Here is a 21,464-nt window from a genome sequence, read left to right as displayed (position 1 = left end):
GCTCGGTGAGGGCCAGAAGCGAATGAGTTGACCGACCTGCTGAGGACGACGTGTAGCAGCGAAATCGGTCATCGCATCCTCGCTCACCCTACGGCTACCTCTCTAGGCTCTTTTTTATGGCGATATCCCAACCATGCCAACCCAACCAAAATCGCGAGCATGGGCACGAGAGATCCAACGTTCAATATCGTCCACCCCTGCGTGGTGACCAACATTCCCGACGTCAACGAACTCAAGGCCATCACCGCAAATACGCAGAAATTCATCGTGCCTTGCGCTCTGTCTTTTTCTTCGGCAGTGTAGGTTGACAGGGACAAGGTCGTGCTGCCAGTGAACAGGAAATTCCATCCGACGCCAAGCATGAACAGCGATGCCGTGAAATGATGCAGATCCGTGCCCGACAGCGCAACGGCAATACACAACAGATTCAGCAAACCGCCGCAGGCCATCACAGACAGCGCGCCGAATCGTTTGATCAGATATCCCGTGAAAAAGCCGGGCGCAAACATCCCGATGACGTGCCATTCCAGCACGAATGCTGCATCGTCAAACGGCATACCATGATGTTGCATGGCTAATGGGGTCGCCGCCATCAGCAGGTTCATGACGCCATAGCTCAATGCACCCGCCCCGGCTGCAACGAGAAATGCGGGTTGCCGCGCGATCACCGACATAGGGCGCCCGCCGGATACCGACGCGCGTTTGGGCGCCTCGGGAAAATCCATGCAGAACAGCAGCACCATCGCGACCAACGCCACCACCACCAAAGCGAGATACGCCCCCATGAACGGGGTCGCAAGCCAGGCTTTTGAATACGAGGCCAGATTAGGTCCCAAGACGGCCCCCAGCAAACCACCGGCCATCACCATCGACACGGCTTTCTCGCGCGCCTCTGGCGCTGCGAACTCGGCAGATGCGAAACGATATAGCTGCCCATTGGCGGAGTAATAACCCGCGATCATCGTAGCGGTGCACAACAGCCAGAAACTCTGGATATAGGCGGCAAAAGCACACAGCAACGCGGACCCTGCCGCCACAACCAATCCCAACACGAAACTGGTCTTGCGCCCGAAGCGCCGCTGCGTCCACGCCACCGGGCCGGTACAGATCGCACCCCCGACGACGTATCCCATCACGGGTAAGGTCGCCAACCATCCGTAGGGCGCCAAGGAAAATCCCACCAGGCCGTTGATGGCCATGAACGTGACGTTATTGGTCAGGAACAAGCCCTGCAGGATGGATAACAGCCAGAGGTTGCGATTCATGGGTCTGGAGGTAGCGATGCCCAGGAGATGGCCTGGGCATTACACAATATGCATTTTCAATCTATGCATATTACCAGGAGTGATTTTAAAACGCGTCGGCCATTTAAAGAAAAAGGCCGGTCTATCGACCGGCCCGGTCCTCATTTGCCGGATACCACCGATGGCAACCACATCGCGAGCTCGGGAATAGCCAGCAGCAGCGCAATCATCGCCAGCAACATCAGCAGAAAGGGTAGCACTCCCACTACCACGTCCATGAACTTCCCCTCGCCGCGCACACTGTGAACCACGAACAGGTTCATGCCAAAGGGGGGAGTCAATTGGCCCATTTCGCACAACACAATCAACATGACGCCGAACCAGATAGGGTCATAGCCCAGCGCAACCACAATAGGAACGGTCAGCGGCGCAGTCGTCACCAACATCGCCAGGGTATCCATGAAGCAGCCCAGCAAGATATAGAACGCGATGATCGCCAACATCATGCCCAGCGGCGGCAGATCCAGCCCTGTCACCTGATCCACCAGGAGCGTGGTGAGGCCGATAGAGGACAGAACGAAATTCAGAAAGAAGGCAGCCAACGTAATCAAGATGATCATGCCAGTGGTGCGCAATGTGGCCTCAAACGCGCGGCTCAGCATTTCCCAGCTCATGGCGCCTTTGGCCCAGCACAACAATGTCGCGGCGACCACGCCCAGTGCTGCGGATTCACTGGCGGTCGCGACACCGCCGTAGATGACGCCGATCACCAACGCAAAGATCGCAAGCGGCGGCAACAAATGAGGCAATGCGGCAATCCGCTCTGCCCAGCTGATCGATAGCCGTCTGCCGGCCAAGCCGGGACGCCACAGGCATAGGCCGACGATCAGCGCAATGAACAGGATCACCAACACAATACCGGGCAACGTGGCGGCCAGATAGAGTTTCGGTACCGAGACATTAGCGATTAGCGCATACACGATCATATTGATCGATGGCGGTATCAGAATTCCCAACGTCCCACCGGCCGCGATCGACCCGAGAAAAAGCGGCGCGTTGTAGCCCGCCTTGCGCTGCTCCGGCAAGGCTAATGTCGAAATGGTCGCCGCCGTCGCAACACTGGATCCACTGGTCGCTGAAAACAAAGCGGATGCACCAATATTGGCGTTCATCAATCCCCCAGGCAGCCACGAGACCCATTTCGTGACAGCACCATACATCCGTCCGGCGACGCCGGAGCTGACCAAAAGCTCTCCCATCAGTACGTAGAGGGGAATGGCGACCAGTAGAAACTCGGAACTGGTGCCCCACGCCAATTCGCCCATGGCATTGGCGAGCGACAGCGGGGAGTAGGCCTCGGCCAATGTCAGGCCCAGCAACGCGACCGTAGCCGCAGCAGTCACGCTCAGCGCCAGCAGGCCTAACAACATCGAAATCGTCACAGTCAACATGGCAGGTTCTTAGCGTTGGGGTTGTGAGGGAGTAACGTGCAGATCGGATGACTTCATTTCGGCTTCGATTTCCTCGTCCAGCGAATGAATACCAATCAGCCCATTGACGTCTTGCCAACGCCCAGACACGACACGTGCCAACGCGCAAGCGCCCAACACCACTACCGTCAGCGAGAAAAAGGCATAGCCGGCGAACCATAAAGATTGCGGAATCCACTGAGGGATCCGTAATGGCGTATTGGAAACGGAGTGAAAGCTGATCGAATCGGACAGCACCGTCCACGCGTGAAACGTCAACACGCCGACGAACACGCTCAAGCAAGCCAACGCGAAAAAATCGAGCGCCACACGTGCCTTGGATGACAGATGGGTGTAGAGCACGTCGACCCGTATATGAGAGCGCCGCAGCAGCGTAATCGGAAAGGCCCAGGCGCTCGCCACAGCCAGCACATAGCCGGCGATCTCGTCAGCACCGCCCAGCGATACGCCCAATAGTTTGCGCGCAATCAAATCGACGACTATCAACCACGAAACGCCCAACAGACCCAGCCCGCTGATCCAGGCACCGCCGCGGGCGATGCGCTCTAGCAAGCGCACCGAAGCATGAGATGAAGATGACATGGAATTTCCCTGTTTGACGGACATCAAGGCAACGTGACGCCCAAAGCGTGTCCTACTGAGTCGCTCCAAGCCTTTGCACAATCTGGCCCACAGCGTTTACCCCATTGACCCGCCACCTGAGAGGCGACTACGCGCAGTGCCTCACGCTCCGGCCCCACGGGACTGCTCGCCTGCATATCGGCGGGTGAATGTATGCGGCATTCGCCCTGGCCGGTGTTGCACGCCATCGCGTAATCGTTTTCCAGTGCAGTCTGTTCCCACAGCCGATTTTCGAGTATCGAGGCTTGATCCTGTAACAGCTGCCGTACTGCCGGATCCAACTGCTGCCAGCGTTTTTCGCCGATAGCGTAGAAACCGATGGACCAATCGATAGGCAGGTTGTAGAGATACTTGGCAACGTCATACCACTTGGCCGCGTTGCCGGAACCGATGCCCGTGACGGCACAATCCACGACGCCAGTCTGCAGCGCGGGAATCACCTCGGCAAACGCGATCATCACAGGCGCGGCACCCAATGCACTGACAAAGTCGGCCATGTTGCTGCCTCGGGTGCGCACTTTGCGTCCCTTGAGATCTGCGAGGCTCTTCACAGGCTCACGGCAGAAAAACACCTGTGCGGTATAGGGCACCGTCGCTAACAGATGCACGCCATGACGCTCTCGCATACGCTGCTCGAGCACGGGACGATAGGCTTGTACCATCTTGCGCGCCGTGGCGATATCAGGCGCCATGCCCGGCAGGTCGACGCCCTCGAACATGGCATCGTCACCGCTCACAAAGGCGAACACACCCATGCCGATGTCCAACGCGTTCGCACGCATCAGGCGAATGATCTCGGGTCCCTTCAGCCCACTCTCGGAGAGGCCCGCCAGCTCCGCGGTAACTTGCCCCTGCGAAGCCTCGGGCAAGGTCTTTTCCCAGAATGGCTTTTCCACCGCTGAATACGTGTAGTTGTGGCTGCCACCGCCGATGACCCTGAAATGCGTCGCGGGCAGGTCCGCCGAGACAGCAGCAGTCGCCATGGCCGCCATCAGCGCCGCCATGAATATCCGTTTCATGTTTTCCCCTTGTTGGTTGCGTACGCCAAATCAGCGAGCCGTCTCCGGAGGCTGCGGCTCCGCCCTGGCTAAATGCCAATCGGTGTGATGTTGATAAGTCTCGGCCAGGAACAATGCCAATCGGTCGTCACCGCCGGGACACAATATTTGCAAACCTGTGGGCAAGCCGGCCTCGTCACGGCCATTGGGCACGGAGACGCCGCACAGCTGCAGCAAGTTGCCGATGCGGGTGTACTGTACAGGCGCCTGGCCGTGATCCACAGACGTCAGGGCTACGGCAGTGGTCAGCGTGGTGGGCGTGAGTAACCCCGCAATACCATGCAGTCGCCGCAACATGTCGGCCTGGAGCCGATCACGTTCGCGCAATGCCGCCAGATAACGTACGGCAGACACCTCCAGCCCAGCGAGCAGGCGCGGGCGGACCGAACTGTCTACGGGTAAATCGAGGTCCGTGATCTCGCGTTCAAACGAGAAAACACCCTCCGTCATCATGATGTCGCCTGTGACAGCCTTGAATTGATCGAGGCTGGCGGGCGGCGTCACGACGACGATTTTTGCCCCTAATGACTGAAACACGCCTAGCGCGTCTTCGTAGGCCTGGCGGACGCCAGGCTGAACGTCCACCAGAAAAGCGTCGGGCAAGCGACCTAATGTCAAACCCTCCACACCTAACCGTAACGCGGCCAGGGGCTCAACCCATTCCCCAGGCCGTGCCGGAGCCAAACAGTCAAACACAACACGCGCATCGGCTGCGCTATGTGCAAACACACCCACGCTATCCAGGGTATGACTCAAGGTCACGACACCATCGGTCGCAACACGGCCCACGGTGGGTTTGAATCCCGTAATGCCGCAATAGCTGGCCGGCACACGCACTGAGCCGCCAGTATCCGTGCCGATCGCCACAGGTGCCAGACGGCCTGCGACCGCCACGGCCGAGCCACTGCTCGAGCCGCCGGGAATACGATGCACTTCGTCATCCCAAGGATTACGCGGCGTGCCCATGTGCTCGTTGGGCCCCCAAGCGCCCATCGCGAACTGCACCATATGCGTTTTTCCCAACACAATGGCGCCCGCTCGGCGCAATTGCTGGACTAATCGTGCGGATTTTTGCGCGACATTCTGCGCATGAATCGGCGAACCTATCGTCGTCGGGCGACCGGCAATGTCGATGATGTCCTTGAGCGCGATCGGCACACCGTGCAGAGGCCCCAGATAGACGCCCGCGCGCAACTGCAAGTCTGCCGCGCGAGCAGCATCCAGCGCCTCGTCGGCATAGACATCGACATACGCGTGCAGCCAGCCGTCTAATGCATCGATGCGCGACAGATAGGCTTGCACCACGGATTCGACGCTGATCTCGCGACGTTCAATACGCTGCGCCAGTTTGGCTACATTCAAGTCAATACTCATGACTGATCTCGTTAATGTTGTGCGGCGGTGGCTGCGGCAATGGCTTGATCCAGCACGGCGCGCGAGCCCACGACGTCGGGAAATTTCTCGCCACTACGCAGACGAGTCAGAGTGGTCTGCTCCTGCAACTGAAATGCAACGGCGCGCTGGGCGGCAGCGCGCAAGGCATGCGGACGCAGGATCAGGACGCCGTTTTCGTCTGCCAGCACCGCGTCGCCCGGCTGCGTAGTGACACCTCCGCAGCTGATCGTGTCGCAGAATGCGCCCTCTATCCCCAGCACACGGGTCGTCACGGCCGAAGGGCCCTTTGACCACACGGGCACCCCGTGTTGACGCAGCTCTCCCAGATCCGTGACCAATCCGTCGACGATGATCGCCGCCACACCAGCCTGACGTGCCGCGAACGCCATGGCACCTCCGAGTGCCGCCGTCACGGACTCACCGCAACGATCAATCACCAACACATCCCCAGGGCGCACGCACCCCATCGCGTAGTGCAAAATGCCGCCATCAACACCGGGCATACGCACCGTCACGGCCGTCCCTGCTACACGCGTGTCCTGCTGATGCGCGCGGATATCCGCGCGCAAAATACCACTAGCCTGAAAGTGCCCAATCGTGGCCGGCTCGGCCTGCAGCAATAGCGCCAAATCCTCGGGCGCCACCTGCTCGGGCAACGGATTGATCTGATACATCGACTTGTTTCACTACAATGGAAAAGGGCGAAAACCCGATGAATAAAAAGGTAGCACGTGGCTATCAGCACCAAATAATCAAAATTTCGGCCTACTTTGACAACAAATTCTTATCATGCGGATAACCCTTAGTCAGATCGAGGCGTTCTACTGGGCGGCCAAACTCGGGAGCATTCATGCCGCCGCACGGCACCTGCACGTCACTCAGCCGGCCGTCTCCGCGCGCATCAGAGAACTGGAAAACACTCTGGACGTGCAGTTGTTCGATCGGTCACGCCAACGCATTACGTTGACCGATGTGGGACAGTCCGCCCTGCGCCATGCCGAAACCACGCTGCACAGCAGCCGGCAGTTGGAGCACTTTGGAAAGGACCGCACGCTCGGTGGAAAATTGCGCTTGGGGGCCGATGAGTGTTCCGCAAATGTCGGCCTGACCGCCGTCATCGCACAACTCAAAGAACACTATCCTTCGCTGGCCCTGGAAATGACCGTGGATGTCGGCTCAGTGCTGAACAGCAAACTCAATGCCGGCGAATTGGACATGGCGCTGCTCACAAATCCCGCGACAGGTGACGACGTCAGCGACATTTTCATAGGCTGGATGCCTTTTTATTGGGTGGCGTCACCTTCTCTGCGTATCAATGCCGAACCGTTCCGCCCGGAACATGTGCGCGGGCACCATATCGCGACTCATTCGCCGCCCTCTACGTTGTATACCGTGGTGGAGGGATGGCTGTCCTCCGGTGGCGTGGATATGGCGGGACTCAGCACGACGAATTCGCTGGCCCTCATCTCTCGTCTGATCGGTGCGGGCCATGCCATTGGCATCCTGCCGGTGCCACTGTTGCATGACATGCTAGCCATGGGCATGTTGCAAGCCCTTCCCTGCGATCCGCCGATTCCGCCTGCCCGCTTTTATATTTCGTACCTGACGGCCTCACATGGGGCACACATCGATTCTGTGGTTGATATTACGCGCGATACGTTGACGCGATTGAATTTCCTGACGCCAGACCACGATTCGAATCAGAACGGCTGACCACATTGCTCCGCCATGTCAGTTCATCGTGGAGCAATGTGTGATTCCTGCAGCAAGCAGTACTGCTCAATCAATCCTCGCGCCCGAAGCGCGAACGACTTTTCCCCATTTTTCAACTTCGCTATTGACCAGCTTGGAGTATTGATTCCGGTCCGTTAACGTCGGAATCACCAAACCGACAGCGCCGAGCTTTTCGTTGATTTCAGGGGACTGCATCGCCGTACGTGTCGCCTCGAATAGTTTCTGAAAAACGTCGTCTGGCAAACCCGCCGGTGCACTCAGGCCGAACCAATACTCTGACGAGAATCCTGGCAGCCCGCTTTCGGCCAATGTGGGCGTGTCCGGGTAAACAGGATTGCGCTCGGTGCTGCCGATAGCCAATGCGCGCAGCTTGCCAGCTCGCACGTGTGGCAGTACGGTGTCCTGGTTCAAGAACAAAGTATCCACTCGCCCCGCCAACACATCGTTGATCGCCGCAGAGCCGCCGTTGTAGGGCACATGCATCATATCCAGGTTGGCACGCATCTTGAGCATCTCCATACCCAGGTGACCCGAGGTGCCGTTGCCTGACGAAGCATAGGAATATTTTCCCGGTTCCTTGCGCACCATTTCCAGAAATTCGGCAAACGTTTTTGCCGGAAAATTAGGCGCGGTCACGAGCACGTCCGCCCCGTAGGCCAGGATCGCGATCTGATCGAGTTGATCCAGTCCATATGGCAGTTTGCTATACAAGGACTGATTGGTCGCAATCCCTACGCCCGATAGCAATAATGTATAACCGTCGGGCTTGGCCTGTGCCACATAGGCGGTGCCGATGTTGCTATTGGCGCCGCCCTTGTTTTCAACCACCACGGTGGTCTGCAGGATTTTCCCAAGCTCGGATGCGAGCAAACGGCCAATAAAATCCGTGCCACCGCCCGCCGGAAAAGGCACCACCAGGTTGATCGGCTTATCGGCCGGGAAATCACTTGCAGCGTAAGCCTGCCCATGCCCGAACAAGCCAGCACATAATACGGATACGGACGCCGCCAGAAGGATCCGGCGGCGCGTGGACGACGACAAAAAATGCCGCTTGCTGTGAACAGCGCTCATGAATGTGATTCCCTTGCATTAAGAATTAGTCGTTGAACTGCAAGGGAAAATTAGCACGCGATCACTCGGACGAAGTAATCACAAATGGTCCGGGTATTGAGAGATTTTTCTTATCATGCGCGATGTCGCGTCCCCCACGAAAGCCGGTCTCATGCGGCCTCGTGGGTCCAATCCAAAGCGTGAGCAAATCTGCCTATTGAGGCGTAACCGAACGCTGATAGAAACGCTTCGGCAATCCCCAGGCGATGATGACGGTGGCCACCACACATGCCGTAGCAATCGCGTACAACCCCCAGGTCGTCTGGCCTGTCACGTCTTTGATTTTGCCGACCATGTACGGCGTGATCACGCCACCCAATTGACCAATGGAGTTGATCAAGGCAATACCGCCTGCGGCAGCCATCCCACCCAGGAAACGTTGCGGGAACACCCAGAAAAGACCGATGGCCGAAATAATGCCGGTGGCGGCAATGGTCAATCCGATCAGCAACGCAACCGTGTTATCGCTGTATAGCCCGCTGATGAAGTACCCTACGCCACCTGCCAAGGTCGTCAGCGCCAGGTGCCAACGCCGCTCACCGGTGCGATCGGAGTTTTTGCCCAGCAGGATCATGGAGATCCCTGCAACGATATAGGGGATGGACGAAATCATGCCTATGACAAAGGGGTCTTGGGTGCCGGCCGTTTTGATCAACTGGGGGATCCAGAACACCAGGCCATAAATCGCGCCAGCCAGGCACAGATACACCACTGACAGCACATACGTCGCCGGCTCGCGCAAGGCCGCGCCAAAGTTATGCGTTTCGGCGGTTTTTGCATCGCGATCGATCTGGGCTTTCCAGGTGGTTTTCTCGGCCTCGGTCAGCCATTTGGCATCGTGTACCTCGTCATCCAGGTATTTCCACACGATCAAACCCAGAATGACCGCAGGCAGCCCCTCTAGCAAGAACAGCCATTGCCATCCAGACAGTCCCAGACTGCCGTCGGTGAACTTCATGATGCCGCCCGAAATCGGGCCGCCGATGATGCCGCAAAAGGCGATACCGGACATAAAGATCGTATTAATACGTGCGCGCCGGTCTGCCGGGAACCACTTGGTAAAGAAATACAGCGCCCCCGGGACGAAGCCAGCCTCTAAGGCACCGACCAGAAAGCGCGTCACGTAGAACCCGAGTTCCGTTGTCACGAACATGGCACTGGCTGAGGCCAGTCCCCATGTCACCATGATGCGCATGATCCATATGCGTGCGCCGACTCGATGCAGAATCATGTTGCTGGGCACTTCAAATAAGAAATACCCAATGAAGAAAATACTGGCACCCAGACCATAGGCCGCATCGGACAGGCCCAGCTCGCTTTGCATCTGCAGCTTGGCAAAACTGATATTGACGCGATCCAGATAGGCGATGACCCAGCAGATCACCAGCAGCGGGATGAACCGCCAAAAGACCTTGCTATAAATGCTCTCGGCTGTCGTCGCAGGCAAAGACGCGGACGCCGGCATACCACCGACAGGCGCGGTGTAGCTCATGGAGTGTCTCCTCTGTTTTTATTTATCGAGTTCAGTATGTCGCCCTGCCGCCAGATAGATCGAACACGGCGCCAGTGGTAAAGGAGTTTTCCTCGCTGACCAGCCATGCAATCATGGAGGCGATCTCGTCGACTTCGACGAATCGATTGCGAGGGATTTTCGACAGCATGTAGTCGATATGCTGCTGCGACATCTGCTCGAAAATCCGGGTTCTGGCCGCAGCGGGGGTCACTGCGTTGACGGCGATATTCTTGCCAGCAGTTTCCTTGCCCAGGCTTTTTGTCAGCGCAATCACACCGGCTTTGGATGCGCTGTAGGCAGAAGCATTGGGGTTGCCTTCTTTACCCGCGATCGATGCCACGTTCACGATACGTCCATAATTGCGGGCGATCATGCCGGGCACCAGTGCTTTGTTGACGTTAAAGGTGCCGTTCAAATTGATATTCATCACCCTATGCCATTCTGCCTCAGGGTAGTCAACAACGGTCGCGTTGGCTCCGGCGATGCCGGCACTATTGACGAGGATATCGACAGCGCCCAGCGTGGCTGCGGTCGTTTCGGCAGCTGACTGCACGACTGCCAGATCCGCAATATCGACCTTGACGGTCAGGACATTCTCGCCCGCACCCAAGGTCTGCTTTGCCTGGTTCAACACCGCATCGTCGATGTCCCAGATCGCGACTTTGGCGCCGCCAGCCAACAGCCGTTGGGTAACTGCGTAGCCAATGCCTTGTGCACCGCCGGTAACCACGGCTACACGGCCTTTCAGGTCGTACTGATTCATTTTAAGTCTCCATTTTTATCGCCGAACCACCCCCTACATGCGCGCAAGCTCCCTTTCGGGACTAGCCTGCCGCGCACATCACGTGGGGGTTGTCTTCGTCGCGTACGTCAAGCCGCGACGACTTTCTGTTGTTGTTCGCCCAGGCCGTCAATACCCAGACGCATGGTTTGCCCAGCGCGCAGATACACGGGCTCGGGCTTGATACCCATGCCTACGCCGGGAGGGGTGCCTGTGGAAATCACATCACCTGGATTCAACGTCATGAACCGGCTGAGATACGCGACGATCTGAGGAACATTGAAAATCATGGTCGAGGTATTGCCGTCCTGGTAGCGTTTGCCATCGACTTCGAGCCAGAGTTTCAGATTGTGGGGATCAGGCACTTCGTCCTTGGTCACGAGCCACGGGCCGGTAGGGCCGAATGTGTCGCAACCCTTGCCCTTGTCCCAGGTACCGCCACGCTCGATCTGATAGGCCCGCTCGGACACATCGTTCACGACGCAGTAACCCGCCACATAGTCGTAGGCGTCGGCTTCCTCGATATAGGAAGCGGTTTTTCCGATCACCACGCCCAGCTCGACCTCCCAGTCGGTCTTTTCAGATCCGCGCGGAATCTTGACGTCATCGTTCGGGCCGACAATGGCCGAAGTCCATTTGTTGAATACGACTGGCTCAGCGGGGATGGGCATGCCGGATTCTGCGGCATGGTCCGCGTAATTCAGGCCGATGCAGACGAATTTGCCGATCGCGCCCACGCAGGGGCCCAGACGCGGCTGGCCGGAGACCAAGGGCAATTGGCTCAGGTCGGTTTTCTGCAGTGCGCGGAAAGCGTCGCTGGCGAGAAAAGCGCCGTCTACGTCCTGGGTCAGGCTGGAAATATCGCGGATCTGCCCTTGGGCGTCCAACACACCGGGGGCCTCGCGGCCCGGCAGACCATAGCGCAACAGCTTCATTCTTGTCTCCTGGTTGATGCAAAATTTGAACCTGCAGCAGTCTATCTCCCCGCAGTGCGCTATCGTTATGCGAGTTGGTGGACTCAAAATACAAAATGGAATCTCCGGACAAACCCCATCAGTGTTTACCCGAATTGGCGAGCCTGCATGAAATCGGCTCCCGCCTGAAATTTCGACAGCTGAAGCTTCTGATCGCGATCGAAGACATGGGCTCTGTCCATCGGGCGGCAGAGTTGTTGCACATGTCTCAGCCAGGAGTGAGCAAAGCGCTGAAGGAAATCGAAGACGCCATCGGCGCGACGCTGTTTGCCCGTTCCCCTCAGGGGCTGCTGGCAACGGATATGGGCCGCTGCGCGATTCGCCATGCACGCTTGATGTGTGCGAGCCTGGCGCACATGCATGATGAGCTGGGCTCGCTGTCGCGTGGCGGCGGCCTGCGCATCGCCGTCGGGACAGTCGCGGGCGCATTGGCTGCCGTGCTGGCCGACGCGCTGGTCGCCTTTCGCCGAGCCTATCCTACGGTGCGCATTGATCTGTATGAAGACACGAGCGCACACCTGCTGGAACAATTGCAGAGCGGCGCCATCGATATGGCGCTGTGCCGGACATCCGTTGCAACGCATCCGGGTTCGTTTCATTTTGAGTGGCTGTGCGACGAGGTCGTGGGAGTCGCGGCATCCCCCTCTCACCCCTTGGCCAATGCGGAAACCGTCACGTTGGCGCAAGCCGCCCAATACCCGTGGATCCTGTTTCCTGGCCATATGCCCTTGCGTACGTTGCTGGAGCGTGAAGCCGCGAGCCAGAATGTCGCCATACGCAGCTTCATCGAAACATCGTCGACGTTCGCCACCGCGTTGTTGCTGCATAAAAGCAACGAGATCATTGCGCTGTTCTCGGGCGAAACCATCGATTTTTTCGAACAATCCAAGACATTGCGGCGGCTGAACCTGAAGATCAAATCCACGGCCGAGCCTTATGGCATCGTGATGCGCGCTGGCTTTACGCAAACGCCGACGGTGCATCGATTATGTGAATTCATACGGATGCATGCGCCACGGTCGACCCAAGACTGATGCCGAGTCTCACGATACCGAATGGTAAAACCCGGCCCAAAATCTCACTATCAGCTTGTATTCAGCATTTCTAGGCATCCTAGGCAGGTGCGACACCGCTCTGAACATCAAGGAGACATCATGCCTAGCAGAATTCTTGGCACATTCGCCCTATCGGCGATTGCCCTATGCACATTGAATGCGCACGCCGCAGACACATGGCCCAGCAAGCCGATCACCATCGTTGTCCCATTTTCTCCGGGAGGTGCCAACGATCTGGTGGCCCGGCTATATGCCAAGCAGATCGCCAACGATCTCAAAGCCAATGTCATCGTCGAGAACCGCGCAGGAGCAGGCGGCATCGTTGGTGCAGCCTATGTGGCGCGTACGCCACCTGATGGCTATACGTTTTTGGCAGCCTCCAACGGCACCGTCACCAACAGTCTGATACGCTCGGACCAACCGTATAAAGACGAGGAAATCGAGCCGGTAGCCTTGTTGTCCATCGTCCCCTCCGTCATCGTTGCAAACCCGTCCAATCCGGCGGCCGATCTGAAGGATCTGGTCGAACGTGCGAAGAAAGCAGCGGATCAACGCATTACCTTCTCTACAGCAGGCATGGGCAGCACGCCGGATTTTGTCGGCGCCATGGTCAAGCTGGAGACGGGTCTCAACGTGCAGCAAATTCCGTACAAGAGCGGCTCGGAAGGCGTCACCGCTGTCGTCGGCGGCCAGACTGATATGACGTCCGAAGCCAGTATCGTGACGTTGCCGCTGATCAAGGCGGGCAAACTCAAAGCGCTGGCCACGACCTGGGACAAAATGCCATCGGCACCCGAGATCAAGACCACTGCGGAGCTAGGATTCCCCAATATACGTATCGGCCACTGGGAAGGCCTGTACGCCCGCACCGGTACGCCGCCAGAAATCCTGGATAAAGTGAATGCCGCCGTTCGCAAGGCCTCTCAATCCAAAGAGGTCCTGGATACATTGAACGCGAGCAGCATCGTACCCGGCACGATGGACCGCGCAGAGTTCACCAAATTTACTCAGGACGAGCGTGTGCGATTGGGCAAGGTGGTAAAGGCTGCACATATGCAGCCTGATTGATACGGCACTCAGCGTCCACTTAGCGAGAGCGGTCAATCTCCTGCAAATACGGGATGAGATCATCAACAGCAACGACATCCGCAAACTGTCTGTCCATGTCAAAGAGACTGATCGCATGCGAAATCGCAATGCGATCAAAGACAGCCTCGTGAGGAACGATGGTGCGGAAATTGTAGGAAGACGAATCGAACACGGTCGCTCGGATGCAGTTGCTGGTGGCCCCACCTACGACGATCACTGTATCGATTTTTCGTTCGACGAGATAGCCCAGCAGCGGCGTTCCATGGAACCCGCTGGGCTTCTTTTTGACAAACGTGACGTCGTTCTTTCCCGGTTTCAACTCGGGAACAAGCTCCGCGCCCAAGGTGCCAGCCAAACACCAATGCTCACTGTCGAGCAAATCGCGCTTACGGCCGTATACCCCAATATCGTTCCCATTGGGGTCGAGCTCAAAGGTAGTGAAAAAGCACGGCACGTCGCTTTTCTGTGCCTGCTCGACTACGCGCTGAATCTGGCGTACTGCCTCACGGCCAATAGCGCCGCAGCTGGAGGGCCATGCCTGGTCGTTGCCTTCTTCGCCGACCATATAGCGCTGCGCGTCAATAACGACGACAGCCGGCTTTTCGCCGTAGCCCATGCGGCGGGCGAAGCGGCCACGCTCCAGAACGGCCCTGTCACTGTCAACCAGATATTTTTCCCACGGTTTGCTGTTCATTGCTCTACGCCATATCAAGTAAATTGTGCGCCAGATGCTGGCTCAGGCAACAGACATCTGATGCGCAAACGATAACAACCTGGCCTCGGCCAGCGGCCGGCCGATGACCTGGACTCCAACCGGCATGCCGTTCGCATCTCGCCCCACAGGCATGGTCAGTACCGGCACGCCTAAATAACTGAACGGTCGAGTGAGCCGAGTGATGGCGCTCACGACATTGAACACACTGCCCGCTTTTTCCATATCTGCGTCGGTACGCAACGGGACAGGGATGGGGACAGTCGGACACAGGATCAGATCCACGTTCGCCATCGGACCGTCCAGGAATTCCCGCAGTATCCGCGCGCGAACCATCATGGCTTCCAGATACCGTACAGCAGGCACATGCAGTCCTGGCTCTGTTCGGGAATACACCGCCTGAGAATAGGCGTCGGCATGGCTTCGCATCCATTGGCCGTGCAACGTCGCTGCCTCGACCTTGGAAATGACGTCACCCATGGCATAGCAGGCTGAGAGTTGCGGAAAATCCACGGCGCTCACAGTGCCAAAGAGATGTTCGACATGGCCGACGAAAGTGCGGAAGACCGAATCGATTTCCGGATCACAGGCCTCGGCGCCGTCTAGAGTCAAGATAGCGATTCGGCTCTTCTCCGCAGCAATGTCCAGCAAAGCGGGATAATCGGGAACCACCGCATTCAAGGAAGAGGGATCTTCTTGATCGTGTCCTGCCACCGCCTGCAAAATGATGGCGCAGTCTTCTGCGGTCCGCGCCAATGGACCGACGCAGTCCAATGAATAGGCGCGGGGAAAACATCCACTGCGCGAGATACGGCCATAAGTCGGTTTCAATCCGAACAACCCTTGCACGGATGCAGGCAACCGTATCGAGCCGCCGGTGTCGCTACCCAGAGACGCGAAAACCGCCCCCGACGCTACGGCCGACCCTGACCCGCTGGATGAACCGCCGGAGATTCGCGCTGGATCCAGGGCATTGCAGCAGTCGCCGAACGAGGGATTCTGCCCCGTCGGACCTGCGACCATCTCGTTCAAATTCAATGCGCCTATTGTGACAGCCCCTGCCGCCTTTAAGCGCTGGATAACATGGGCGTCACGCGAGGCGGTGACAGCGGGGCGTGCCCGAGAGCCTATGGTCGCGGCATGCCCTTCGATTTCAAAACAGTCTTTGTGTGCCAGCGGGATTCCGTGCAACGGGCCGCGGATTTTCCCCTGCGCACGCTCTGCATCGGCGGCTCGGGCCTGAGCCATCGCGCGATCGGCCCAGATTTCGATGAAAGCGTTCAGGGACGGTTGGCTCTCAGTGGCGCGGGCGATACTCTGTGCAGTCAATGTCTCGGCGTTAAGTTCGCCGTTTTCCATTTTCTGTATCGCTTGTGCCAGGGTCAAATACTGGCCCGCCGGTAAACCCCTCGGACCTTCGACAGCCTGGGGGGATCGGGATCCATGGCCATCCGCTTTTCGCTGTAATGCATTGCTGGAATCGCTCGCCCGCAGCTGTGCTATCTGGAAATCTGCCGGCTGGCCGTACGGACTGATGCCCTCACTCACACTCGCTCGGACCGAGGAGTTCAAGCGCTCTACTTCCGACGCGACTATTGCTGGATCGGTGCGGGAGGGAGTTCCATGCATGTGCGCAGTACTAGCCACCAGGTACTGTGTGATAGCTTGCTTGACGCTCTCCATTCCCTGCTTCTCCCCGCCCCTTGATTCTGTAGTCATCGCCGCTCCAATAAAGTCGGAATATCCAAAAGCAGATTTACTGCGGACGTATGCCTGCGGCTTGTGCCGTTTCAGTCCATTGATCCACGTCGGATTCGAGCAATTTTTGCAACTCCTCAGGTGTCGAGGATTGCGGACGCGCGCCTGCTGTATGAAGAAACTTGGCAAACTCCTCGGTGGAGATGGCCTTTTTGATTTCGGCATTCAGCCGATCCCGGATCGCACCATCCACGCCCTTTGGCGCAAAGACTCCCCACCATACATTAACCACGTAATCCAGCCCCGTTGCCTCTTTTACGGTCGGAATATCGGGGTAGTCCGGCTCGCGCTCGGCCCCTGTGAAAGCAAGCTTGGGCAGCTGATCTGTCGGCGTCCCGTTGATCGATGCCATGGTGGTAATGATCATGTCCAACCGGCCGGCGACCAGGTCGAGTTGAGCAGGCGAGATACCCTTGTAGCCCACGGTTTGCATTTTTACGCCTGCCTTATTGGCGAGCAACTCTGTCGCCATCTGGGAGCTATCCCCCAGACCCGCGCTGCCAAAATTGATCTGGCCAGGGTGTTCCTTGGCGTAGGCGAGCAGCCCTTTCATGTCCTTTGCCGGGAAGTCCTTGCGCGTCAGCACGACGAACGGCGCACTCGCCACCATGGACACGGCATCAAATGCCGTCTTGGGATCGTACGGTGTCTTTTGGACTGCCGCCGAGGTTGCGAGAGAGCCGGAGACAAACAGGAACGTATAGCCGTCCGGAGCAGACGTCGCCACGTAACCTGATCCCACCACACCGCCCGCGCCGCCTTTGTTCTCGACGATGAACGACTGGCCAGTGTTTTTGCTCATGCTGTCGGCCAGCTTGCGGGCAATGACATCGTTACTGCCGCCCGGCGCAAACGGAACGATCAGCCGGACAGGCCGTTGCGGCCAATCCGCAGCGGCCGCCACACTGCTGACCGGCAGCCCGGCGGCTGCACCCAAGGTGCCAGTCAACACAAAACTCGATAGTATTTTCAGGGTACGGCGCTTGGACATGCTGGACTCCTAGCAAGGTAATACCAACAACATGGATGGAAGTAAATACTGCTCCGTTTACATCGCGGCGGACACCTCGTATCGCCGGAGGTCAGTCTGACTGATTGCCATTGCCGGATTCGATCTCGCTATCTGAATACCCCAGTTCTCGCAGAATCGCGTTCGTGTGCTCGCCCAAGCCAGGAGCGCTACGAAGCTCGCGCCGACTGCCTGCAGCTCCAAACGAAATCGGATTGGCAATGGTTTTATACGCCCCCAGAGCGGGATGCTGATGCTCACCGACAAACCCTTGCTCCAGCACTTGAGCATCCTCAAAAACGTCCTCGACGTTCCGGACAACAGAGCATGGCACCTGATCGCCGAAAAGCACTTCCCATTCGTCGGCCGTCCGATTCAACAGGGCCTCGCGCAGTATGGGAAGCAATTCGTCCACGTGAGCCGCACGTTTCTTGACAGAGTCATAGCGCTCATCGTCCGCCAGTGCCGGTTGGCCGACCAAGGTGCACAGTGATCGCCAGAAATGCGGCGTGTTCGCGGAAATGTATAGATGTCCGGCGCGAGTGGGATGAATCCCCGTAATGCCGCCCGATCTCATATCGCGGTTGATGCTGCGCGGCTCGTTCTCGGCCACGACCAATCTGGCCGCCTGCATGGCCAAAGCGCTGCCCAATAGCGACACCGCAACGTGTTGGCCTTCTCCGGTGCGTTCGCGATGCAACAACGCCGCCGTCACACCGTTGGCCAACATGGCGGCCCCGTAGTAATCCACGACTGAACCATAGACAATCTTGGGATCATCCGGGGTTCCCTGCGACGAACAAATACCGGTTCTCGCCTGCAGTACTTGGTCATATCCCGCCCGGTTCGCCAACGGCCCGCTTTGGCCATAGCCCGTCAACGAACAATAGATGAGCTTTGGATTGTGGGCGCGCAACGTGTCGTAGTCGATACGCAAGCGCGGGGGAACCGATGGCCGAAAATTATGGACAATTACATCGGCCTGCTTGACCAGGCGCAGAAAGACGTCGTAGCCGAATGCACTCTTCAAGTCGAGACAAACGCCTCGCTTTCCCCTATTCACACCCAGGAAAGCACGGCTTTCACCCAAAAGCGTCGAAGGATACTTGCGCAGATTGTCGCCCTCTGGGGGCTCGACCTTGATGATCTCGGCGCCCATGTCCGCCAGGAGATTGCAGCCATACGGCCCGGCGATGTACGCACTGAGGTCCAACACTTTGAAGCCGGATAACGGAAAGCTTTTAGTCATAGACATATTCACAACGATCCTCTACAACGAGTTGCCTTATGCTCACTGGCCGCCGGATTGCGCGAGAATGACCCGCGCACGCTCAATGAATGGGCCGTCGATCATCTTCCCCTCCAGCATGTAGGCGCCGTTGACGTCGTTCTGCTCGGCCGATTCCACCACTTTCGCGGCCCAGCGGATCTCCGCCTCGGTAGGGCTGAAAACGTCGTTGGCAATGGCGACTTGATTGGGATGGATACACGTCTTGCCCAGGAATCCCACTTGGCGTGCCCGCCAGGCTTCCTGCCTATAGCCTTCGGCATTGGCGACATTGGTGTAGGCCGTGTCGTAGGCAATCTTGCCTGCGGCTCCAGCCCCGATGCGCATCTGCATCATCACCGCATGGACATTCTGGGCGTCCTCGCGGGTGATGCCCAAAGGCTCGAACAAGTCTCCCAGTCCCAACTGAAGCCCCCAGACCTGTGGATGAGCCGCTGCGATCTCGGCCGCATTCAAGAGGGCCCGAGGGGTTTCGATGTTCGCCAGCACACGGATGCCGAGTTTCTCTCCCGCTCGGGCCGTCTGTTCGGCGCGCGCATCCAACATGGCAGTGAAACGAAGTACATCTTCGACCGTATCGGTTTTTGGAATGTTGAGGATATCGACCCCCGCGACGCAGGCCACAATGAGGTCGTTTTCAGTATGGCCTGTTTCAAGCGCGTTGACGCGAACGATGACGCTCTTCTTGCCTTCGTGACGCAGCGAGTGAAATTCATCAGTACTGAAGAAACTCGCCAGGCATTCCCGCGCGTACGCCTTCTTGCTTTCCAGTACGGCATCCTCGAGGTCAAAACAGATCGCGTCCGCCGCGCTCTTGAGCGCCTTGGCGAATAGCTCAGGCCGGGAAGCAGGTACAAATAACTTGCTGCGCATAGGTCCCTCTCATATCCATGAGCATTCATGCTATCGGGACGCCGATGGTTTTAGGGCGCTTGCCAGCATGATCAAAAGATAGCTATCCTATCTTTTGCCCTCCTTTTGAAGAGAAGGGGATTTCTCCTGCCCCGAACCGAGCCGTCGCGCAACGGATGAACACCAAACTACTACATACGCTGCTGGCCGTTCATCGCTACGGCTCCATGGCAGAGGCCGCTCGACGGTTGAACCTGACACATGGCGCAATTGCCCAGCAGATACGCACACTAGAGAGCGACCTGGGCGTCGAGCTGGTACGCCGCGCAGGCAAAGTCGTGCATCTCACTCAGGCGGCTCATCGGATTCTGGACGCCTCGCAGAAAATCATCGACGAAGTCGACTCCTTGGCGGCGTTGGCCAATACTGACGAACTCAGAGGCGAACTCAGCCTCGGAACAGGCAATACCGTCCTGGCAGGCAAGATCCCCGACATTCTCGAAGCGCTGAGCAGCCAATATCCCGAGATCCGAGTACGGATCATGTCCGGGCAGTCCCCCGACTTTCACACCCAAGTCGAACGAGGCACATTGGATGCAGCGATCGCCATCGAGCCATCCTTTACGCCGTCAAAGGTCATGGGGTGGCATTTGCTTTGCGATGAGCCTTTCGTCCTGATTGCCTCGCGCAAGCATGAGGGTGCTGACCCGCACTTGTTGCTGGAGCGGGAACCATTCATCCGCTATCACCGCGAAAGCTGGGCGGGCCAACAGATCGAGACTTATCTGCGCCAGAACAGCATCGTCCCCAAAGAGCGATTCGAACTCGCCTCGACCGAAGCCATCACCCGCCTGGTGCACAAAGACCTCGGCGTGTCGATCGTACCTAGCGCGTGGCATCAATGGCAGAACGGCCTGAACGTTGTCGGAATTCCGTTGAAAACACCATGCAAACCGCGCCGATTTGGATTGATCTGGCTCCGGTCATCACCGCGCCTGCGTTTGATAGAAGCCTTTCTGGACGCCGCGGTGCGAGTCTACAAGCGGGAGGCTCAAAGCTCAGTCCACTCCCTCAACAAATTGTGATAGCAATTCGTCAGCGATAGCGTCTGCTCGTTTTCCCCTAACTGAGTACGCAGTTGCTGAATGGTCTGATCGAGTTCGAACAGCATCTGCCGCCGGTTATGTTCACGGATCATGCTCTGAATCCAGAAGAACGATGCTACGCGTGCTCCTTGGGTCACGGGAGTGACGCAATGCAGGCTGTTGGCGGGATACAGGATCATGTCGCCGGCGGGCAGCTTGACGAGATGTTCGCCGTACGTGTCTTTCACGACAAGTTCGCCGCCCTCATAGTCATCGGGGTCACACAGAAACAGCGTTGCCGACAAGTCGGTGCGCAACCAGCCCGGCGCCGCCGGGAAACTGCGCACCGCACCATCGACATGAAAGCCGTAGGTTTCTGCAGACTCGTAACGATTGAACAACGGCGGCACGGTGCGCAGCGGCAACGCGGCCGCAAAATACAGCGGGTTGCGGGCTAAAGCACGCAATACAGTCTCACCCAGCTCTCGAGCCAGATCGGACGATTCGGCCAATTGGCGATTGCGTTTGACGTTAGCGCCTTGGCTGCCGACGGTGGCGCGGCCATCCACCCATTCGGCCGCGTCCAGACGGCGACGCATGTCTCGAACCTCATCCTGTGTCAGGATCTGGGGAATATGCAGCATGATGAATGTCCCGCTAAGAATGCAATAACCGCCGCAACAGGCAGAACCGTAG

20 protein-coding genes are annotated in these 21,464 nt (G+C 57.9%); 4 read left to right on the top strand and 16 right to left on the bottom strand.

All coding sequences use genetic code 11. The features are described 5' to 3' along the window. Positions 1–83 precede the first annotated feature (83 nt). The 6 genes from ACNA0J_RS02020 to ACNA0J_RS01995 form a co-directional block, all read right to left on the bottom strand. Positions 84–1,265 (bottom strand): MFS transporter, encoded by a 1,182-nt coding sequence (locus ACNA0J_RS02020; protein WP_415815872.1) that lies wholly within the window; start codon positions 1,263–1,265, stop codon positions 84–86. Positions 1,266–1,405: 140 nt separating this feature from the next. Beyond that, positions 1,406–2,695, bottom strand: coding sequence for a TRAP transporter large permease (locus ACNA0J_RS02015; protein WP_415815870.1), 1,290 nt, complete (start codon positions 2,693–2,695; stop codon positions 1,406–1,408). Positions 2,696–2,704: 9 nt separating this feature from the next. Further along, positions 2,705–3,316, bottom strand: a complete 612-nt coding sequence (locus tag ACNA0J_RS02010) for a TRAP transporter small permease subunit (protein ID WP_415815868.1) — start codon at positions 3,314–3,316, stop codon at positions 2,705–2,707. 23 nt (positions 3,317–3,339) lie between these two features. Beyond that, positions 3,340–4,374, bottom strand: a complete 1,035-nt coding sequence (locus ACNA0J_RS02005; RefSeq protein ID WP_415815866.1) for a TRAP transporter substrate-binding protein — start codon at positions 4,372–4,374, stop codon at positions 3,340–3,342. 30 nt (positions 4,375–4,404) lie between these two features. Beyond that, positions 4,405–5,787 carry an amidase gene (locus ACNA0J_RS02000; RefSeq protein ID WP_415815864.1) on the bottom strand — a complete coding sequence of 461 codons (1,383 nt, stop codon included), beginning with the start codon at positions 5,785–5,787 and terminating at the stop codon, positions 4,405–4,407. An 11-nt stretch (positions 5,788–5,798) separates the two neighbouring features. Further along, positions 5,799–6,482 carry an RraA family protein gene (locus ACNA0J_RS01995; protein WP_415815862.1) on the bottom strand — a complete coding sequence of 228 codons (684 nt, stop codon included), beginning with the start codon at positions 6,480–6,482 and terminating at the stop codon, positions 5,799–5,801. A gap of 115 nt (positions 6,483–6,597) precedes the next feature. On the opposite strand from ACNA0J_RS01995, the gene ACNA0J_RS01990 reads away from it, so the two are divergent. Further along, the gene (locus ACNA0J_RS01990; protein ID WP_415815860.1) at positions 6,598–7,521 is read left to right on the top strand and encodes a LysR family transcriptional regulator; all 924 of its coding nucleotides are present in this window, start codon (positions 6,598–6,600) and stop codon (positions 7,519–7,521) included. 66 nt (positions 7,522–7,587) lie between these two features. Here ACNA0J_RS01990 and ACNA0J_RS01985 read toward each other — a convergent pair whose 3' ends face one another. The 4 genes from ACNA0J_RS01985 to ACNA0J_RS01970 form a co-directional block, all read right to left on the bottom strand. Continuing rightward, positions 7,588–8,613 (bottom strand): Bug family tripartite tricarboxylate transporter substrate binding protein, encoded by a 1,026-nt coding sequence (locus ACNA0J_RS01985; RefSeq protein WP_415815858.1) that lies wholly within the window; start codon positions 8,611–8,613, stop codon positions 7,588–7,590. A 193-nt stretch (positions 8,614–8,806) separates the two neighbouring features. Continuing rightward, positions 8,807–10,144, bottom strand: a complete 1,338-nt coding sequence (locus tag ACNA0J_RS01980; RefSeq protein ID WP_415815856.1) for an MFS transporter — start codon at positions 10,142–10,144, stop codon at positions 8,807–8,809. 31 nt (positions 10,145–10,175) lie between these two features. Further along, a complete protein-coding gene (locus ACNA0J_RS01975) occupies positions 10,176–10,928 on the bottom strand; it encodes an SDR family NAD(P)-dependent oxidoreductase (protein ID WP_415815854.1) in 753 nt (250 codons plus the stop codon). A gap of 107 nt (positions 10,929–11,035) precedes the next feature. Next, positions 11,036–11,881, bottom strand: coding sequence for a fumarylacetoacetate hydrolase family protein (locus tag ACNA0J_RS01970; RefSeq protein ID WP_415815852.1), 846 nt, complete (start codon positions 11,879–11,881; stop codon positions 11,036–11,038). 95 nt (positions 11,882–11,976) lie between these two features. On the opposite strand from ACNA0J_RS01970, the gene ACNA0J_RS01965 reads away from it, so the two are divergent. After that, on the top strand, positions 11,977–12,954 hold the full coding sequence (locus tag ACNA0J_RS01965) for a LysR substrate-binding domain-containing protein (RefSeq protein WP_415815850.1): 978 nt from the start codon (positions 11,977–11,979) through the stop codon (positions 12,952–12,954). 120 nt (positions 12,955–13,074) lie between these two features. Further along, positions 13,075–14,043: a Bug family tripartite tricarboxylate transporter substrate binding protein gene (locus ACNA0J_RS01960; RefSeq protein WP_415815848.1), complete on the top strand. Its 969-nt coding sequence runs from the start codon at positions 13,075–13,077 to the stop codon at positions 14,041–14,043. A 19-nt stretch (positions 14,044–14,062) separates the two neighbouring features. Here the strand turns inward: ACNA0J_RS01960 and ACNA0J_RS01955 are convergent, their stop codons facing one another. The 5 genes from ACNA0J_RS01955 to ACNA0J_RS01935 form a co-directional block, all read right to left on the bottom strand. Further along, entirely contained in the window at positions 14,063–14,758 is a 696-nt protein-coding gene (locus ACNA0J_RS01955) for an isochorismatase family protein (RefSeq protein ID WP_415815846.1), read from the bottom strand. Positions 14,759–14,800: 42 nt separating this feature from the next. Continuing rightward, the gene (locus tag ACNA0J_RS01950) at positions 14,801–16,495 is read right to left on the bottom strand and encodes an amidase (protein ID WP_415815844.1); all 1,695 of its coding nucleotides are present in this window, start codon (positions 16,493–16,495) and stop codon (positions 14,801–14,803) included. A 37-nt stretch (positions 16,496–16,532) separates the two neighbouring features. Next, complete coding sequence (locus ACNA0J_RS01945; RefSeq protein ID WP_415815842.1) at positions 16,533–17,525, bottom strand: Bug family tripartite tricarboxylate transporter substrate binding protein; 993 nt, start codon at positions 17,523–17,525, stop codon at positions 16,533–16,535. Between the two features lie 91 nt (positions 17,526–17,616). Beyond that, positions 17,617–18,798, bottom strand: a complete 1,182-nt coding sequence (locus ACNA0J_RS01940; protein WP_415815840.1) for a CaiB/BaiF CoA transferase family protein — start codon at positions 18,796–18,798, stop codon at positions 17,617–17,619. Between the two features lie 36 nt (positions 18,799–18,834). Next, positions 18,835–19,704: an HpcH/HpaI aldolase/citrate lyase family protein gene (locus ACNA0J_RS01935; RefSeq protein ID WP_415815839.1), complete on the bottom strand. Its 870-nt coding sequence runs from the start codon at positions 19,702–19,704 to the stop codon at positions 18,835–18,837. A 155-nt stretch (positions 19,705–19,859) separates the two neighbouring features. Here ACNA0J_RS01935 and ACNA0J_RS01930 point away from each other — a divergent pair, with 155 nt between their 5' ends. Then, positions 19,860–20,768, top strand: a complete 909-nt coding sequence (locus ACNA0J_RS01930; RefSeq protein WP_415815837.1) for a LysR substrate-binding domain-containing protein — start codon at positions 19,860–19,862, stop codon at positions 20,766–20,768. Here ACNA0J_RS01930 and ACNA0J_RS01925 read toward each other — a convergent pair. Further along, positions 20,735–21,415, bottom strand: a complete 681-nt coding sequence (locus ACNA0J_RS01925) for a Fe2+-dependent dioxygenase (RefSeq protein ID WP_415816500.1) — start codon at positions 21,413–21,415, stop codon at positions 20,735–20,737. The genes ACNA0J_RS01930 and ACNA0J_RS01925 overlap by 34 nt on opposite strands. Positions 21,416–21,464: the final 49 nt, after the last annotated feature.

It is taken from the genome of Bordetella tumbae, assembly GCF_965139195.1.
Classification (GTDB): domain Bacteria; phylum Pseudomonadota; class Gammaproteobacteria; order Burkholderiales; family Burkholderiaceae_B; genus Bordetella_A; species Bordetella_A tumbae.
The sequence above is the reverse complement of the archived record's forward strand: the minus strand, read 5'-3'. Positions and strand labels throughout refer to the sequence as shown.

Bases quoted from the DNA above. Each gene is read 5' to 3' on its own strand.
- ACNA0J_RS01980 (WP_415815856.1), bottom strand. From the start codon at position 10,144: ATGAGCTACACCGCGCCTGTCGGTGGTATGCCGGCGTCCGCGTCTTTG.
- ACNA0J_RS01970 (WP_415815852.1), bottom strand. From the start codon at position 11,881: ATGAAGCTGTTGCGCTATGGTCTGCCGGGCCGCGAGGCCCCCGGTGTG.
- ACNA0J_RS01955 (WP_415815846.1), bottom strand. From the start codon at position 14,758: ATGAACAGCAAACCGTGGGAAAAATATCTGGTTGACAGTGACAGGGCC.
- ACNA0J_RS02020 (WP_415815872.1), bottom strand. From the start codon at position 1,265: ATGAATCGCAACCTCTGGCTGTTATCCATCCTGCAGGGCTTGTTCCTG.
- ACNA0J_RS01960 (WP_415815848.1), top strand. From the start codon at position 13,075: ATGCCTAGCAGAATTCTTGGCACATTCGCCCTATCGGCGATTGCCCTA.
- ACNA0J_RS01965 (WP_415815850.1), top strand. From the start codon at position 11,977: ATGGAATCTCCGGACAAACCCCATCAGTGTTTACCCGAATTGGCGAGC.
- ACNA0J_RS01930 (WP_415815837.1), top strand. From the start codon at position 19,860: ATGAACACCAAACTACTACATACGCTGCTGGCCGTTCATCGCTACGGC.
- ACNA0J_RS02000 (WP_415815864.1), bottom strand. From the start codon at position 5,787: ATGAGTATTGACTTGAATGTAGCCAAACTGGCGCAGCGTATTGAACGT.
- ACNA0J_RS01935 (WP_415815839.1), bottom strand. From the start codon at position 19,704: ATGCGCAGCAAGTTATTTGTACCTGCTTCCCGGCCTGAGCTATTCGCC.
- ACNA0J_RS01950 (WP_415815844.1), bottom strand. From the start codon at position 16,495: ATGACTACAGAATCAAGGGGCGGGGAGAAGCAGGGAATGGAGAGCGTC.
- ACNA0J_RS01990 (WP_415815860.1), top strand. From the start codon at position 6,598: ATGCGGATAACCCTTAGTCAGATCGAGGCGTTCTACTGGGCGGCCAAA.
- ACNA0J_RS02005 (WP_415815866.1), bottom strand. From the start codon at position 4,374: ATGAAACGGATATTCATGGCGGCGCTGATGGCGGCCATGGCGACTGCT.
- ACNA0J_RS01940 (WP_415815840.1), bottom strand. From the start codon at position 18,798: ATGTCTATGACTAAAAGCTTTCCGTTATCCGGCTTCAAAGTGTTGGAC.
- ACNA0J_RS01945 (WP_415815842.1), bottom strand. From the start codon at position 17,525: ATGTCCAAGCGCCGTACCCTGAAAATACTATCGAGTTTTGTGTTGACT.
- ACNA0J_RS02010 (WP_415815868.1), bottom strand. From the start codon at position 3,316: ATGTCATCTTCATCTCATGCTTCGGTGCGCTTGCTAGAGCGCATCGCC.
- ACNA0J_RS01985 (WP_415815858.1), bottom strand. From the start codon at position 8,613: ATGAGCGCTGTTCACAGCAAGCGGCATTTTTTGTCGTCGTCCACGCGC.
- ACNA0J_RS02015 (WP_415815870.1), bottom strand. From the start codon at position 2,695: ATGTTGACTGTGACGATTTCGATGTTGTTAGGCCTGCTGGCGCTGAGC.
- ACNA0J_RS01975 (WP_415815854.1), bottom strand. From the start codon at position 10,928: ATGAATCAGTACGACCTGAAAGGCCGTGTAGCCGTGGTTACCGGCGGT.
- ACNA0J_RS01995 (WP_415815862.1), bottom strand. From the start codon at position 6,482: ATGTATCAGATCAATCCGTTGCCCGAGCAGGTGGCGCCCGAGGATTTG.